The organism is Novipirellula rosea, from assembly GCF_039541335.1.
Lineage (GTDB): Bacteria > Planctomycetota > Planctomycetia > Pirellulales > Pirellulaceae > Novipirellula > Novipirellula rosea.
Genome location: NZ_BAABGA010000029.1, coordinates 227,211 through 241,350, shown reverse-complemented (window position 1 = coordinate 241,350; position 14,140 = coordinate 227,211). Strand labels below are relative to the sequence as shown.

Sequence of the window (14,140 nt, the reverse complement as noted above, 5' to 3'; positions counted from 1 at the left end):
AGGGCGTTGCCCTGGGCTGACATAGCACCGGCCCTTTGGGCCTACAACAAGCCGGCCCCTTGGGCCTAAACCCACATCCGGCCGGACGAACTGGAACCACAGACCGAACACAATACCCCGAACTCATCCATGACTTCTTGATCTTCAGCTATGACCGACACCCAACTTGCTGCCGGAACGTATGAGGTGCTTCGCAATCGGCTTCGCGATGCGTCGTCGGACTTGCGTGCGCGTCTTGCCAAGCTGAACGAAGAACGGGCGGCGGTCTTTGGCAATATCGAAACGCGTTTGATTACCACCGAACGTGTAACGACCGATCACAACTGTGTGCCTCGTGACCTGATCTCGGTCGGCGACAAGTTTCTGTTTGGCTATAACGTTCAATTCGGATTGAAAACCGAAATCGAACTCGCCGATGTCTTCTCGGTTTATCGTTTCGCCGACAATCAATTCCACCAAGAATCACTCGAGCTGATCGGTGACAAGCGTTTCACCAACGACTTTCACGAACTGTACCGGTTCTACAAAGGGACCGCATTCGCCCGTTTTTTTCGTGTCGGGCCGATGCTGCATATGGTGTTTCGAGTCGGCAAGAGCCATCGCGATATCAAGAGTTTTAAATGGCGAGTGACTCCGAATTCGATCGAATATCTCGATAACCGCAGCGAGCATGAGGTTCGTGATCCGCAGCAACATGAATTCACTTGGAAACGCACCACTCGCGACCAGCATCACTATGGTGCTCACCCTCACATCTCGATTGAAGACCGCGTTTTTATCGAAACCGTCGGCGGCGATTTGACCGTCAAGATCGAAAACAACACCGATTCGGGCGAAGGCATTTATGCCGAACCGGTTGACCATCACGACCAGAAACTTGATGACGCCGAGATTCATTACGCCATCGTTGGCAATCTTGTGCTGATGAAAGTGCGTCCGTACCAGGAAGACAAGACTCGCTATATCGTCTTTAATGGTAAAATCCAGCAAGCGATTCGGCTCGATGAAATCGAACATGCTTGTGTAATGTTGCCTGGCGACCAAGGATTGATTTTTCCAGGCGGCTACTACTTGCAAACGGGTCAATGCAAACGGTTTGACCATGGGCTGGGCGACATGCGTTATCAACGCACGGTCGCAGCGGCTAACGGCGAAGACTTTCTGTACTTGTTCTACAACAATGAATCGGGCACCTACGTCCAGCTTCGCTATAACCTGATTCGGCAATCGGTTGACACCCCATTGGTTTGCAACGGACAAACTCTGTTCGATGCTGGCGAGATGGTTTGCTTCAAGACCCACGAGCAACCCCAAAAACACCATGCGATCCAGGTCTGGCAGACTCCGTTCACCAGTGCCGACCACGTTCCGGAAAATCAAACCGATTCGCTGCTGTTCAAAATCGGCAACAAAGAAATTGTCCGCGGGATGGCCGAATGCAGCGAACTGCTGCAATTGATCGATAAGGACGACAGCTACGACGGGCTCTACGTCGACCTGGTTAAAAAAGCATCGGACGTTTTAGACAGCTATTTCTGGATCGACAAACCCGAGACCGAAAAGCTTTCCGAGCCACTGCAAAAAATCCGCGAAGCCGCCTCGGCCGCAGTCGAAGAGTTTGAGAAGGTGGTTCGCGTTCGTCGCGACACGCTGGCGCAAACCAATCAAGTGCAGCAGAATGTCGAAGCCCTCGTCAAAGAGATCGAGCGTGGACGGTTCGAATCGATCGAAAACTTCGTTGATTTCCTGGCCAAATTGCGACAACAACGTGGGCATGCCCTCGCCCTGAAAGAACTGCGTTACGTTGATCTTGATTTGGTCGAAACACTCGAAAAGACCACCGCCGAACGTGCCGAACGGCTCAGTCGCCGCTGTGTCGATTTCCTGCTGACTCCCGGCGCTCTTGATCCGTACCAGGACCAAGTGACCGATGCGGGCGAGGCTGTGGGCCAAGTGCAAACGGTGGCCGAGGCAAAGAAGCTAGGCGAGACGATTGATGAATCAGCCAGTCAGTTGGAACTGCTAACCGAGACCGTTAGTAATCTGCGAATTGACGACTCGACTAAGCGAACGGAAATCATCGACGCTATCGGTAACGTTTTTGCTTCGCTGAACCGCGTCCGCAGTTCGCTAAAGGCACGCGTTAGCGAATTGGTCAGCGTCGAAGGGCAAGCCGAATTTGCATCCCAATTGAAACTGCTTCAGCAAACCACCGCTGGCTATTTGGACGTCAGCGACTCGGTTGCCAAGTGTGATGAATACTTGACCAAGGTGATGGTCCAATTGGAGGAGCTAGAGGGACGGTTCGCTGAATTCGACGAGTTTATCGTCCAATTGGCTCAGCGACGCGAAGATGTTTATGCAGCGTTCGAATCGCGAAAAGTCCAGCTGACTGAAAAACGCAACCGACGGGCCGAGTCGTTGTCATCGGCCGCGGATCGGATCCTCAAAGGCATCGATTCTCGTGTCCGATCGATGGAATCAAGCGACGAGATCGCAGCCTATTTCGCTGGCGACTTGATGGTCGAAAAGGTACGCGACATCATCGAGCAACTCGGTGACCTCGACGACGCTGTCCGGGTGGAAGACCTGCAGAGCCGGTTGAAAACGATTCGCGAAGATGCATCACGTCAGCTCAAAGACCGCCAGGATCTTTACGAAGACGGCGGCGACGTAATTTGGCTGGGCCAACACCGATTTGCCGTCAATACGCAGCCATTGGATCTGACCACCGTGCTTCGCGGCGGCGAGATTTGTTTGCATTTGACGGGCACTCAGTTTTTTGAGCCGCTTCGCGACGAGGCGCTCACGGCGGCCAAAGATCTTTGGAACCAAGAACTGATCAGCGAAAACGCGGACGTTTACCGCAGTGAGTATCTGGCCGTCGATTTGTTTGAAACGCTCACTGCGTCGTCGGCGAACCCGATGGATCCCAAATCGATCGACTTGAAATGGATGCAAACTCAGCTGGCGGGTCGGTTTAGCGAAGGCTATTCCAAAGGCGTGCACGATGGGGACGCAGTGCGGATTCTGTCAACGCTGTTGGAAATGAATCAAACGATTGGTTTACTGCGTCACTCGCCATCGGTTCGAGCCGCGTCGTTGTTGTGGTTCACCAAGATTCTCGACGCCAAACAGAACAAGTCGATGACCGAGTGGATCGGTGGATTTGCAAAACTTGCCAAAGCCTATCCGCACGCCAAACCTGCGATTCAGTTTCGTCAACGGCTTGCCGAACTTGCGTCTATCGACCGATCGCACTGGGCACCGATTTTTCCGCCCGCTGTGAATGAGCAGCGGATCGCGGACTATTTGTTTGATCAATTGGTCGCCAAAGGACGGCAAAACACCGCCAGCAAACGGGCTGCCGATCTGCATCACGCGTTCGCGGAAACGTTGCCAGAATCGGATCGTCAAAAGTTGCTTGAAAGTTCGCTCAAAAACAATCAATCCGATCCCGTCGCGAGCTTTATCTTGGCTCGTAATTGGGCCGAGGCCTATTTGCAATCGCATGCAAATCCGGACGATCTGGATCCGGCTTCGTTTTATCTGGATGAACTTGCCTGGCTAATCCAATGTGGCGGAACCGAGTCGATGTCGGTTGCCGACGCAGCGGTCGCAAAACGACTCGACTCGATGGCGGGGGCTCATCCGCGGATCGAAAAAGGCGTCATGACGCTGCACTATCACGAACTGCTTGACCGCGTTCGCGGCTATCGCGGTGACGTCGTTCCTCGGTTCGAGCGATTGCACGAAACGAAAACGCGATTGGTTGATGCGGCCCGTGACGATATGCGGTTAGAAGAGTTCAAGCCGCGAGTGCTGACCAGCTTTGTCCGTAACCGATTGTTGGACGAAGTCTACTTGCCGCTGATTGGCGATAATCTAGCGAAACAAATGGGCTCGGCGGGTGCCGACAAGCGAACCGATCGGATGGGATTGCTGCTGCTGATCTCGCCACCGGGGTACGGCAAGACGACGTTGATGGAATACATCGCCAACCGGCTTGGCATTGTCTTTATGAAGATCAATGGTCCAGCGATTGGCCACGGTGTGACGTCGCTTGATCCTGCGGAAGCTCCGAATGCGGCGGCGCGTGAAGAGATCGAACGGCTCAATTTGGCACTCGAAATGGGTGACAACGTGATGTTGTACCTGGATGATATCCAGCACACGCACCCCGAACTGCTACAAAAATTTATTTCGTTGTGTGACGCGACGCGTAAGATCGAAGGCGTTCGCAATGGCAAGACTCGCACGTACGATCTGCGCGGCCGACGTGTCGCCGTCGTGATGGCGGGCAACCCGTATACCGAGAGCGGTGATCGCTTCCAGATTCCGGACATGCTTTCCAACCGCGCCGATGTTTATAACCTGGGCGAGATCATTGGCGATTCGGCCGACGCGTTCGAAATGAGCTACTTGGAAAACTGCTTGACCAGCAACCGCACACTTGCGCCGCTGTCGACGGTTCCCGTAGAAGATTCGCGTGCGATCATCCGCGCGGCCGAGCGTGATTCGATCGAAGGCATTGAGCTGGAAAGCAATTTGTCGATGGATCAAGTCCGCGAGATGTACGAGGTCGTGCGTAAATTACTGCGAGTTCGCGATGTCGTGCTGAAGGTCAATCGTGCCTACATTCGCAGTGCCGCGCAAGCCGATTCCTATCGAACCGAACCACCGTTCAAGTTGCAAGGTAGCTACCGAAACATGAACCGCATCGCCGAGCGAGTCGCGGGGGTGATGAACGAGAAGGAATTGCAAACGCTGATCATCAGCAATTACGAACAGGACGCGCAAACGTTGACGACGGACAACGAAGCGAATGTGCTGAAGTTCAAAGAGTTGATGGGGATTTTGACGACGGAAGAGAAAGAGCGTTGGGATTCGATCAAATACGCGTTCGTCGAAAGCGTTCGCATGCAGGGCATGGATAGCGAAGACCAAGCGGGCCAGTTGATGCGTCAACTCGGGGCGATGCGAGACGGGCTCGAATCGATCCGCCAAGTCATCTCACGTGCGATCGCGGTGGGCAGTGATGGATCCGAGGAGCGAATGGACGCACGGATCGACCTGCTGCGTCAAAGTGTGACCGCGTCGGCATCACAGCTTTCCGAAACGCTGCACGCAACCAGCAAAAATCTGGAGCGAATCAGCGAACAGCAGGCGGCATCGCCGCCGGACCAAAAAGTCTTGGTCCAGCACAAGGTGCCACGCGTGTTAGCGGATCTTGTCAAAGGCCAATTTCATTTGATGCAAGAATGGCTGCGTCCAATTTTGAGCGAGTCGCTTGAAAATGGCCGTGACTTAGAGAAGCTGAGATCACAGCTCGAAGCGATGCTGAAAAACTACCAGCAAATGGAGTCGGCGATCGATCCAGGCAACCAGAATATCACTCCGCCGCAGTAGTCTCTCTCTAGCGGCGGCGGCAGCGAAACTTGCCAAGAGTTCCGGGCCGCATAACGCCCTCGCTCGCAAGTTTTGCCGAGTTTCGCTGGGCAGATTAGCTACGTCGCCCGGGCTCGCTGTTTTGACTTTGTGTATACTTGCACTACATTCAGCATCGCGACTGTGCCGAAAACCGTCCCCCCAAAACTCCCCCCCAACAGCAATCTCATTATGCTTCGGAACTCATTGCGTCATTGCGTTTTAGCTTTCCTCTCTCTGACCATCCTCGCGAACTTTAATTCACTGCTAGCGGATACGGGTGACCGACCCAACATCATCTACATCCTGTCGGATGACATGGGATTCTCGGATATTGGTTGTTACGGTGGCGAAATCAAAACCCCCAACCTTGACTCCTTGGCGGATCACGGGGTTCGTTTTACCCAGTTTTATAACACCGCACGTTGCTGTCCGACGCGTGCGAGTTTGATGAGCGGTCTGTATCCTCATCAAGCCGGTGTCGGCCATATGATGGATGACCATGGCTACGAGGGTTACCGCGGTGAACTGAGCCGACACTGTGTGACCATTCCCGAAGCCCTCAAAAACGCGGGCTATCGTTCTTACATGTCGGGAAAATGGCACGTCACCAAAGCCATTGATCCGAAGACGGACGCCGACAAAGCAAATTGGCCAATCCAGCGAGGCTTTGATCGTTTCTACGGCACCATTCATGGCGCGGGCAGCTTTTTTGACCCCAACACACTGACGCGTGACAACGAATTTATCTCGCCATTTAATGACCCTGAATATGGCAAAGAAGATTGGCCGGGCGAAACCTACTACTACACCGACGCGATCGCCGATCATGCAGCACGGTTCGTTCGTGATCACCATTTTCAATCCGGCGATCAGCCGTTCTTTATGTACGTTGCCTTTACGGCCGCGCATTGGCCGATGCACGCGTTGGACAAAGACATTGCCAAGTACAAAGGTGTGTACGATGCCGGCTACGATGCGATCCGCGACGCGCGTTACAAGCGGATGCTTGAACTCGGCTTGATCGACGCCGACAGTACTGTCAATTGGCCGATTCCTGATGCTTGGAAAGAATCCGAGTTTTGGGAATGGGACAAACGGAACATGGAAGTCTATGCAGCAATGATCGATTCGATGGACCAAGGCATTGGACGTATCGTTCAATCGCTGAAAGACACCGGGCAATTTGAAAACACGCTGATTTGTTTTCTGCAAGACAACGGGGGCTGCGCCGAAGGCTATGGCCGCGGCGGCGTCGGCAGCGAGCGAGCGGACAAGCCGACGCTTGCGACTTTGCCTGCGGACTATCTACAACCCGACATGACACCGAAACAATCGCGTGATGGCTTTGTAATGCGAACAGGCAAAGGATCGATGGCGGGGCCTGCGGACACTGCGATCGGTTACGGCCGCGGCTGGGCCACGGTTTCCAACACGCCGTTTCGTGAATACAAGCACTGGACTCATGAGGGTGGTATCTCGACGCCGTTGATCGCTCATTGGCCTGCCAAGATCCGGCGGCACGGCGAACTAGAAACCACTCCGGGGCATTTGATCGACTTGATGGCAACCGCTGTGGATGTGTCCGGAGCGACCTATCCCGCCACCTACCACGATGGCAAGGAAATCAAACCCATGGAAGGAAAAAGCTTGGTCCCACTGTTTGCCGAGGATGCGGACACCCGCGATGAATTTGACCGCGAAGCGATCTACTGGGAACACGAAGGAAACCGTGCCGTTCGAGTCGGCGACCATAAATTGGTGGCGAAGGGAGCGAAGGGCGAGTGGGAACTTTACAACATCGCCAACGACCGCAGCGAACAACGTGACTTGAGCAGCGAGATGCCCGAGACCGTGCAAAAACTGGCTGCGATGTGGCAAGCCTATGCCGAGCGTGCCAACGTGTTGCCGCTGAATCCGGGAAACCAAAAACATGCTGAACGAGCAACGATGAACGTGAAACAGACTCGCTTCAAACTGAACATGGGCGACAAACTCCATCGGACCGAGGCGCCTTACATCAAGAACAAAGCGTTTGCGGTCACCGCGGACATCGATGTCAAAGGGGACGGAGTGATCGTGGCTCAGGGAGGATCGTCACAGGGTTGGTCACTGTATCTGAAAAACGGAAAACTCTGCTTTGGATGGACCCAAAATGGCAAACGAGTGGTGACGACGTCCGACGCTCGTGTCAGCGGCAAACAGCAAGTGACCGCGATTGTCAGTAAACCAGGAACCGTGCAGCTAAAGATCGGCGAGAAACAGGTCGCTGAGTCCAAGATCGACGGATTGCTGGGCGAACAACCGCTCGACGGGTTGCAGGTAGGGCAGGACGAAAATGGGGCGGTCGGGCCTTACGCGGTTCCCTTCCCGCTCCAAGGGACCGTCAACCAAGTCGTCATTGAACTGATGAAATAGTCGGGATTTGTTGTTCTGGGTGTCATGTTTGCTGGAAACCTCACCGCTGGGTATTCTAGATGACACCGACGACGTACCTGCCGCTCCGTTTCTGCCTAGGGTTTGTTCACTGATATGCCAACTCGCCCCCCCAAAACGCAAACGCAATCCAGCCTGCCGACGCAGACTCCATCGCGACGTGGATTCTTGAAGGGAGGCGGAATCATTTTGGCGGGCGGGGCGATCGCGGGAGCCGAACTTGGCGTCGCTCGCGCAGCCCATGCTTTCGGTAGCGATGCGATCCGCATTGGCTTGGTCGGATGTGGCAAACGGGGAACCGAAGCCACACTCGATGCGCTCAGCACTCACGGCGGTGACGTGAAATTGGTCGCAATGGCCGATGTGTTCGAAAACAATCTGCAATCGGCCTTTCGAACGATCAAAGGCAAACACGCCTCGCAAGTTGATCTTCACGATCGTCGCTTCGTCGGACTCGACGGCTACAAGAATGTGATGACCAGTGACGCGGATGTCGTGATTTTGGCAACGCCACCTGGTTTTCGTCCACTGCATTTCGAGGCGGCGGTCCAGGCGGGCAAGCATGTGTTCATGGAAAAGCCGGTGGCGACCGATGCGGTCGGGGTTCGCCGTGTGTTGGCGACCAACCAAATGGCAATCGAAAAAGGTTTGGCAGTCGCGGTTGGACTGCAGCGACGTCACGAAGTTCGCTACCGCGAGTGCGTCAAGCGTATCCAAGAGGGTGCGATTGGCGAGATCGTCTTTGCACGAGCTTATTGGAATGGCGCAGGAGTGTGGGTGCGTCCGCGAACCGACGAGCAAACCGAACTCGAATACCAACTTCGCAATTGGTACTACTTCAACTGGCTCAGCGGTGACCATATCGTCGAGCAGCACGTTCACAATTTGGACGTGATCAATTGGTTGATGAAATCGCATCCGATCGAAGCTCAAGGTCAAGGTGGCCGCGAAGTGCGTGACGGGATCGACCACGGCCAGATCTTTGATCATCACATGGTCGAGTATACCTATGGCAGTGGCACGCGGATGCTGAGCCAATGTCGGCACATGCAAGGTTGCCGGACCAGCATTGGCGAATTCGTCCACGGCACGCAGGGGTCGGCCGATATCGCCAACGCGATCCTGCACGATTCGCGAGGTAACGTGATTTGGCAAAGCGATGTCGATCCGCGATCAGCCAACCGTGGTTACTCGCAGGAACACGCCGATTTGTTCACCGCACTTCGCCGCGGTGAAACGGTCAACGAAGGTGAATACGGTGCCCACAGCACGATGACGGCGATCATGGGCCGGATGGCGACTTACAGCGGCAAAGTCGTCCGCTGGGACGATGCCATCAATAGCGGCATCGAATTGGCAGACACCTCGGTCATGCATTCGCTCGCCGATGCCGCCCCCGTGATTCCCGACGCCCAAGGCCGCTATCCCGTGCCGGTGCCCGGCAGCAAGACAAAGATCGTCTAACTGGATAGCCCCACTTCTTGACCCGACACGTTCGCGTGACCCGACACGTTCGTTTGAGCCGACACGTTCGCTTGAGCCGACACGTTCATTTGACCCGACACGTTCGCTTGGGGTGACGCTTCGCCGGGACGTAGACGCCCCGCGGACGCTCCTTCCCCCCGCAGGTCGCCCTTGCCGTGGGCCACCTCTGTTTGCTAATCCTGGTGGTCACCGACCCCGACGGAGCCAGGATGTCGCTGAGATTACGCAAATGCCTCCTTTCGCCTGCCATCGCCCTGATTTGGACGTTGGCGACGTCTCCGTTGCATTCGCAAGAGCTGACACCGAGCTTTGCTGGCGTCCCTGCATTTGCAGACAAATTTCAGTACGCTCCGTCGCCGATGATCGAAGCCTACGACCCGGCATTTTTTGCACTGCGTGAAACTCCCGTGCCGCGATTTCGCAAAAGCTTTTATCAGGGAGCCGAGCTGCTTGGCGGCTACTTGTTGGACACCGGCGACGCGGAGGGCGGATTGGATATCACGTTCGAAGAAGCACGCGCAGGGTTCGCCGTGCCCCTTGGCAGCCTGGAAAACATCCTTGTCCTTCGCCCCTATTTTCGCGCCGACCATTTGAATGGGCCGAACACCGTCGATCTGCCTGGCACGCTCTACAACACCGGCGTGACCTTTTTCAACCGCAAGGAATGGTCCACGGTCATATCGACAACGTTGGTCATCACACCGTCCGTACGCAGCGACTTTACGACCGACGAAAATGCATTGCGATTATTTGGGTTGGGTTTGGTCAATTGGCAGTGCCGCCCCGATTTGAGTTTATCCTTCGGAGCGGTCTACTTGGGCCGAGCCGACCTGCCGCTGTTGCCCGCAGCCGGTGCCACATGGACTCCCACGCCGCAGTGGAAAATCGATGCCATGTTGCCGCGTCCGCGGATCGCCCGCCGGCTTTCCAAAGACGGCGGCAACTCGGAATCATGGGCTTATCTTGGCGGTACCCTGGGCGGGAACACCTGGGCCGTCACACGCGATAGCGGCATGTCGGACGAGTTGACACTCAGCGACTTGCGGTTGCTTGTCGGCTACGAATCGGTGCGAGCCGGAAACCGAGGCTACTTTGTCGAGCTGGGTTACGCGTTCAATCGCTCGATCGAATTCGAAAGCAGTGACAGCGAGATCGATCTCGATGATGCTCTGTTTATCGAAGCCAGCTTGAAATTCTGATTCTGCCCGGCCTGTTCTCGACGCCCCCGCATCACTTCGATGCAAGAGCGATGGCGGCTTGCTGGAATGACATCCACGATTCGTTACGATGGCTCGGACGCTTCTTTGGCATCGCTATCGAGCTCGGCATTGGTGTCGACCGAGTCGTTTGTGGCAACGTCGGCCTCGCCCCGGGCATCACTTCGCAGGCCAGAGGGCTCACGAGCATCTTCGGCAGTGCCGTCTTCGCTGGATTCTGCAGTGCCCTCTGCGGCAGCCTCTTCGGCGACCTCTGCGGCAGCCTCTTCGGCGGCTTTCGCTGCTTTTCGCTCTTCGCGGCGGGCCATATGTTCAGCCGCCATGTCTTCGATCGACTGCACGTGATCGGGTTCGGTCTTGCCAAACTTCTTTTCGTACAGTGATTCGATAAATTGCGGCAGCGGCACCTTCCACGGTTTATGTTCGGTGTTCGCGAGCCGGTCGAACCGCTTGGGCGACATCCCCAATTCGCGAGCCATTTGGACTTGAGCGTGCGACAAACGGTACTTTTTGCGAACATCAATCCACGGCAAAAATTTGTGTGGAATGCGGGTGTTTTTCTTTTTCTTCTTGCTCATCATCTGCTTTAAGTACGTCGTCTATGGGTCAATTCGCTCGCCAGCGTGGGTGGTGAAGGACGAGCCAATCCAGGATTGTAGCAAGAACTGGCAAATGTTCGACTTCGGTTTGCGAAGAATCATCCGTCGCATTCAACCGAACAGGGGTGCGAGTGAGGATTGCAAAGCAGTTTGCAGAGAGGGGGGGAAGACACATCCAGGCGAGACGCAGGCGAATTTTAGCGTGATTCCGCTGGCAGCGTCGTACTGGCCGTGACCGTTGTGCCGGCCAACATCCACTGTACACCGACTCCGACTTGGCTGTATGGCACCGAGATGGTGACCGTGACCGGCTGCATCTCGGCCGTGATCTCCGCCTTGGTCGCAGGGACGAAATCGATAGTGTGTCCCGAGATGCCTGCTTCGCCTAGCGACAGATTAATCATGTCACTTGCCTGTTGCTGCGTCTTGTCGCCAAGGGCGTAGATACGGCACCCATTGATACACGCTTCTTGTAGCGAGTGCTGGACGGCAAAGGCGCGAGCCACCTCGACCGATACCAGGATCAGCAACAACAGGGGCGGCAAGACGACGGCAAATTCCACCGCCGCGATCCCGTGTGATTTTCGTCGTCCGATGAATCGAGATTTCGCGTGACGACGAGCAATCGACTTTGGTTTTAAAAATGACATCATGATTCTATTGCACTAAAACGGTGCGGTTGATCGTGCCGGCGATGTTACGATAGGCCTGTTTCAACGTACGGGTAAGTTCGCTTCCGCTGCCTGTGGCCGAAAACTGTTTACCGCCGGTTGCGTTTGCAATCGCGGTCATCAACGCGACATCCGCGTCGTCTCCCAAGCTAATCGTGTGAATTTCGATCCCAAGGCTTTCGGCATAGTTTGCCATCGCGATCGCGTATTGGTCCGGGTCGTTTTCAGGTTTGTTGGCATAGCCGTCGCTCATCACCACCATCAACATCTTGACTTTGTTACCGTGGCTGTCGTGTTTGCGGTGATTGGCATACAGATAGTGAGCCCCATCGCGAACGGCAGCACCGATCGGAGTTCCTCCGCCGTATTTGTCGGACGTCAACGAACTGCTCGACAGAATGCTGTTCTTCAAGAATGAGAAATCATTTGTCATCCGAGCTTCGAGAATGCCAACCCAGTCCGTGGACGTGTCATAGGGATCCGGAAACAAGCTGGACGGCGTTGCGGTATACATGATTCCGGTGTGTCCCGCTTTTTTGGGATCGTAGCTACCTTTTCGGGCACCGTACCCCATCACTCCGATACGGTCTTCTTTCAGCGACAGCTCGATCATCCCGACAAATTCAGGCGAAGCTTGTTGTAGTGCTTCGATGCGTCCATCGGAGCTCATCGATCCCGACAAGTCGAGGACCATGACGATATCCAGCGGGATACCGGGTGCGGATGCAATGGCATGGCGTGGGATCGAGAACGAGGATTGACCAAAGATGCCCGCGAAAAAGAAAGGCTCTTTGTCTTGAACCGCGTGCACCCGAATCGCACTGGCGCTGGTGTTTGATACGGTAAAGGTTTCGGTGTTGGGGTCCCAGTTTCCGGTTTCCAAAGCGATCGTATCCGGTGGTACATCGACCACGAAGCCCACTTTGTTCTTGGCAATAAAACTTTCCGCCACCGTCTTGGCACCCTGAATATCATCGGGGTTGTTTTTAAGGTGCAGTCCTCCGGCGATTGCTCCTGCATCCACTGCGGACTGCAATTGGCTGCGGACCAATTGCATCCGGCCAATGTCCACCGCGAAGGCCGCCATACCAACAATGACGACCATTAAAACGGCAAACAACACAATCGTGCCCCCGCGACGTTTGCACGCTGGAGAGAAAGCAATTTGCGGCATCATCGTAACTCGCTGAAGAAAAGTGAAATGCCATTGCGTATGGCGTGGAGAGAACGCTAACCCATCAAGACTATTGAACGAGCTCGCCTTCACGAGGCAAAACACAAGCGGCGGTGTAACTCATGCCGCTGAAATGACGTGGAACTGGTAACCAAGTCATATCGGCAAAGTTCGCAGTGACACGCACCGTGACGGGATCCCATTGCGGAGTGGTGTCTAGCGACGCGGGTTCTATTTCGATGCTGTGTTTGGAGATTCCCATCGCTTCGGTCAATTGTTTGACTTCGGCTTTGATATCCGAGGCGCTGGCTCCTTTGAGTACCGCGATCCGGCAACCCGATCGTGCCGCTTCCTCCAACGCTTGGACCGTCATCATTCCGCGGCCTAGTTCGACGGCTGCAAACAGCAAGATAAACATCGGAATGGCGACAAAGGCAAATTCGACGCTGACGGTACCGCGACGCTGTGCCACGCGATGGATGGCGACCGAGCGGCGAAAGTAGCGATTGCCTTGTAATTCGGCGCTGCGTTCGGATTCAGCGCTGCGTTCGGATCCGGCGCTGCGTGTTGATTCGGCGCTGCGTGTTGATTCGGTGGCACCCATGATTTCGGAAATCGCCTTTGAGCCAATTTTCTAGTGGGGAAGGGACTCGCGTCGCAGCCATTGATCCACGACGGACTTCGCATTCAATTAATAACTAGCTTGCAAACCCCCCAGAAAAGCGGATCTTCCTTCGATTTTTGCGGCCCGAGTTAGCATGTCATGCTGAATGTGCCGATTGCACCAAGTGCACCGGTAATTGCCGAGACGGATAGAACGATGAATGACAGCGGAGTCAGCAGAGTGGATGTTCACCGCCAGCCTGCGACTTTTCCACAAGCCGACTCGGCGTGCGAGCGATATGAAGTACAATGCTGGATTGATTGATCCTTTCACTCCACTAGATAACGAAATCATGGATAAAAAAGCGAAGAAGCGTCTCGATGTTATCAACAAGAAACTGCAAACCCTTCGCCCCCGTTTGGCTGGGTCGCGTGAACAGGCCGACGATCTCGATGAACTGAAGCAACTCGAAGACGAAGTCGCTGCGTTGGAAGCCGAAGCAAAGAAATTAAAAGAATCGAAGTAAA

The 14,140-nt window shown here is 54.9% G+C and carries 9 protein-coding genes; 5 read left to right on the top strand and 4 right to left on the bottom strand.

Annotated features, from left to right (window positions below; genetic code table 11):
• The first annotated feature begins 150 nt into the window (after positions 1-150).
• The 4 genes from ABD971_RS10855 to ABD971_RS10840 all read left to right on the top strand — a co-directional run bounded on the left by ABD971_RS10855 (position 151) and on the right by ABD971_RS10840 (position 10,547).
• Positions 151-5,409, top strand: coding sequence for a DNA repair ATPase (locus tag ABD971_RS10855; RefSeq protein ID WP_345321931.1), 5,259 nt, complete (start codon positions 151-153; stop codon positions 5,407-5,409).
• A 210-nt stretch (positions 5,410-5,619) separates the two neighbouring features.
• The gene (locus tag ABD971_RS10850; protein ID WP_345321929.1) at positions 5,620-7,845 is read left to right on the top strand and encodes an arylsulfatase; all 2,226 of its coding nucleotides are present in this window, start codon (positions 5,620-5,622) and stop codon (positions 7,843-7,845) included.
• 114 nt (positions 7,846-7,959) lie between these two features.
• A complete protein-coding gene (locus ABD971_RS10845) occupies positions 7,960-9,327 on the top strand; it encodes a Gfo/Idh/MocA family protein (protein WP_345321927.1) in 1,368 nt (455 codons plus the stop codon).
• Positions 9,328-9,557: 230 nt separating this feature from the next.
• Positions 9,558-10,547 (top strand): hypothetical protein, encoded by a 990-nt coding sequence (locus ABD971_RS10840; protein WP_345321925.1) that lies wholly within the window; start codon positions 9,558-9,560, stop codon positions 10,545-10,547.
• Positions 10,548-10,630: 83 nt separating this feature from the next.
• Here ABD971_RS10840 and ABD971_RS10835 read toward each other — a convergent pair whose 3' ends face one another.
• The 4 genes from ABD971_RS10835 to ABD971_RS10820 form a co-directional block, all read right to left on the bottom strand.
• On the bottom strand, positions 10,631-11,143 hold the full coding sequence (locus ABD971_RS10835) for a hypothetical protein (RefSeq protein WP_345321923.1): 513 nt from the start codon (positions 11,141-11,143) through the stop codon (positions 10,631-10,633).
• A 218-nt stretch (positions 11,144-11,361) separates the two neighbouring features.
• Entirely contained in the window at positions 11,362-11,817 is a 456-nt protein-coding gene (locus tag ABD971_RS10830) for a TadE/TadG family type IV pilus assembly protein (RefSeq protein ID WP_339939985.1), read from the bottom strand.
• A 4-nt stretch (positions 11,818-11,821) separates the two neighbouring features.
• Positions 11,822-13,009: a pilus assembly protein TadG-related protein gene (locus ABD971_RS10825; protein WP_345321920.1), complete on the bottom strand. Its 1,188-nt coding sequence runs from the start codon at positions 13,007-13,009 to the stop codon at positions 11,822-11,824.
• Positions 13,010-13,079: 70 nt separating this feature from the next.
• On the bottom strand, positions 13,080-13,613 hold the full coding sequence (locus ABD971_RS10820) for a TadE/TadG family type IV pilus assembly protein (RefSeq protein WP_345321918.1): 534 nt from the start codon (positions 13,611-13,613) through the stop codon (positions 13,080-13,082).
• 220 nt (positions 13,614-13,833) lie between these two features.
• Between ABD971_RS10820 and ABD971_RS10815 the strand changes: the two genes are divergently transcribed.
• Positions 13,834-14,139 carry a hypothetical protein gene (locus tag ABD971_RS10815; RefSeq protein ID WP_345321916.1) on the top strand — a complete coding sequence of 102 codons (306 nt, stop codon included), beginning with the start codon at positions 13,834-13,836 and terminating at the stop codon, positions 14,137-14,139.
• Position 14,140 lies beyond the last annotated feature (1 nt).

Coding starts and splice junctions, on each gene's coding strand:
- ABD971_RS10855 (WP_345321931.1), top strand. CDS start 151: ATGACCGACACCCAACTTGCTGCCGGAACGTATGAGGTGCTTCGCAAT.
- ABD971_RS10850 (WP_345321929.1), top strand. CDS start 5,620: ATGCTTCGGAACTCATTGCGTCATTGCGTTTTAGCTTTCCTCTCTCTG.
- ABD971_RS10845 (WP_345321927.1), top strand. CDS start 7,960: ATGCCAACTCGCCCCCCCAAAACGCAAACGCAATCCAGCCTGCCGACG.
- ABD971_RS10840 (WP_345321925.1), top strand. CDS start 9,558: ATGTCGCTGAGATTACGCAAATGCCTCCTTTCGCCTGCCATCGCCCTG.
- ABD971_RS10835 (WP_345321923.1), bottom strand. CDS start 11,143: ATGAGCAAGAAGAAAAAGAAAAACACCCGCATTCCACACAAATTTTTG.
- ABD971_RS10830 (WP_339939985.1), bottom strand. CDS start 11,817: ATGATGTCATTTTTAAAACCAAAGTCGATTGCTCGTCGTCACGCGAAA.
- ABD971_RS10825 (WP_345321920.1), bottom strand. CDS start 13,009: ATGCCGCAAATTGCTTTCTCTCCAGCGTGCAAACGTCGCGGGGGCACG.
- ABD971_RS10820 (WP_345321918.1), bottom strand. CDS start 13,613: ATGGGTGCCACCGAATCAACACGCAGCGCCGAATCAACACGCAGCGCC.
- ABD971_RS10815 (WP_345321916.1), top strand. CDS start 13,834: ATGACAGCGGAGTCAGCAGAGTGGATGTTCACCGCCAGCCTGCGACTT.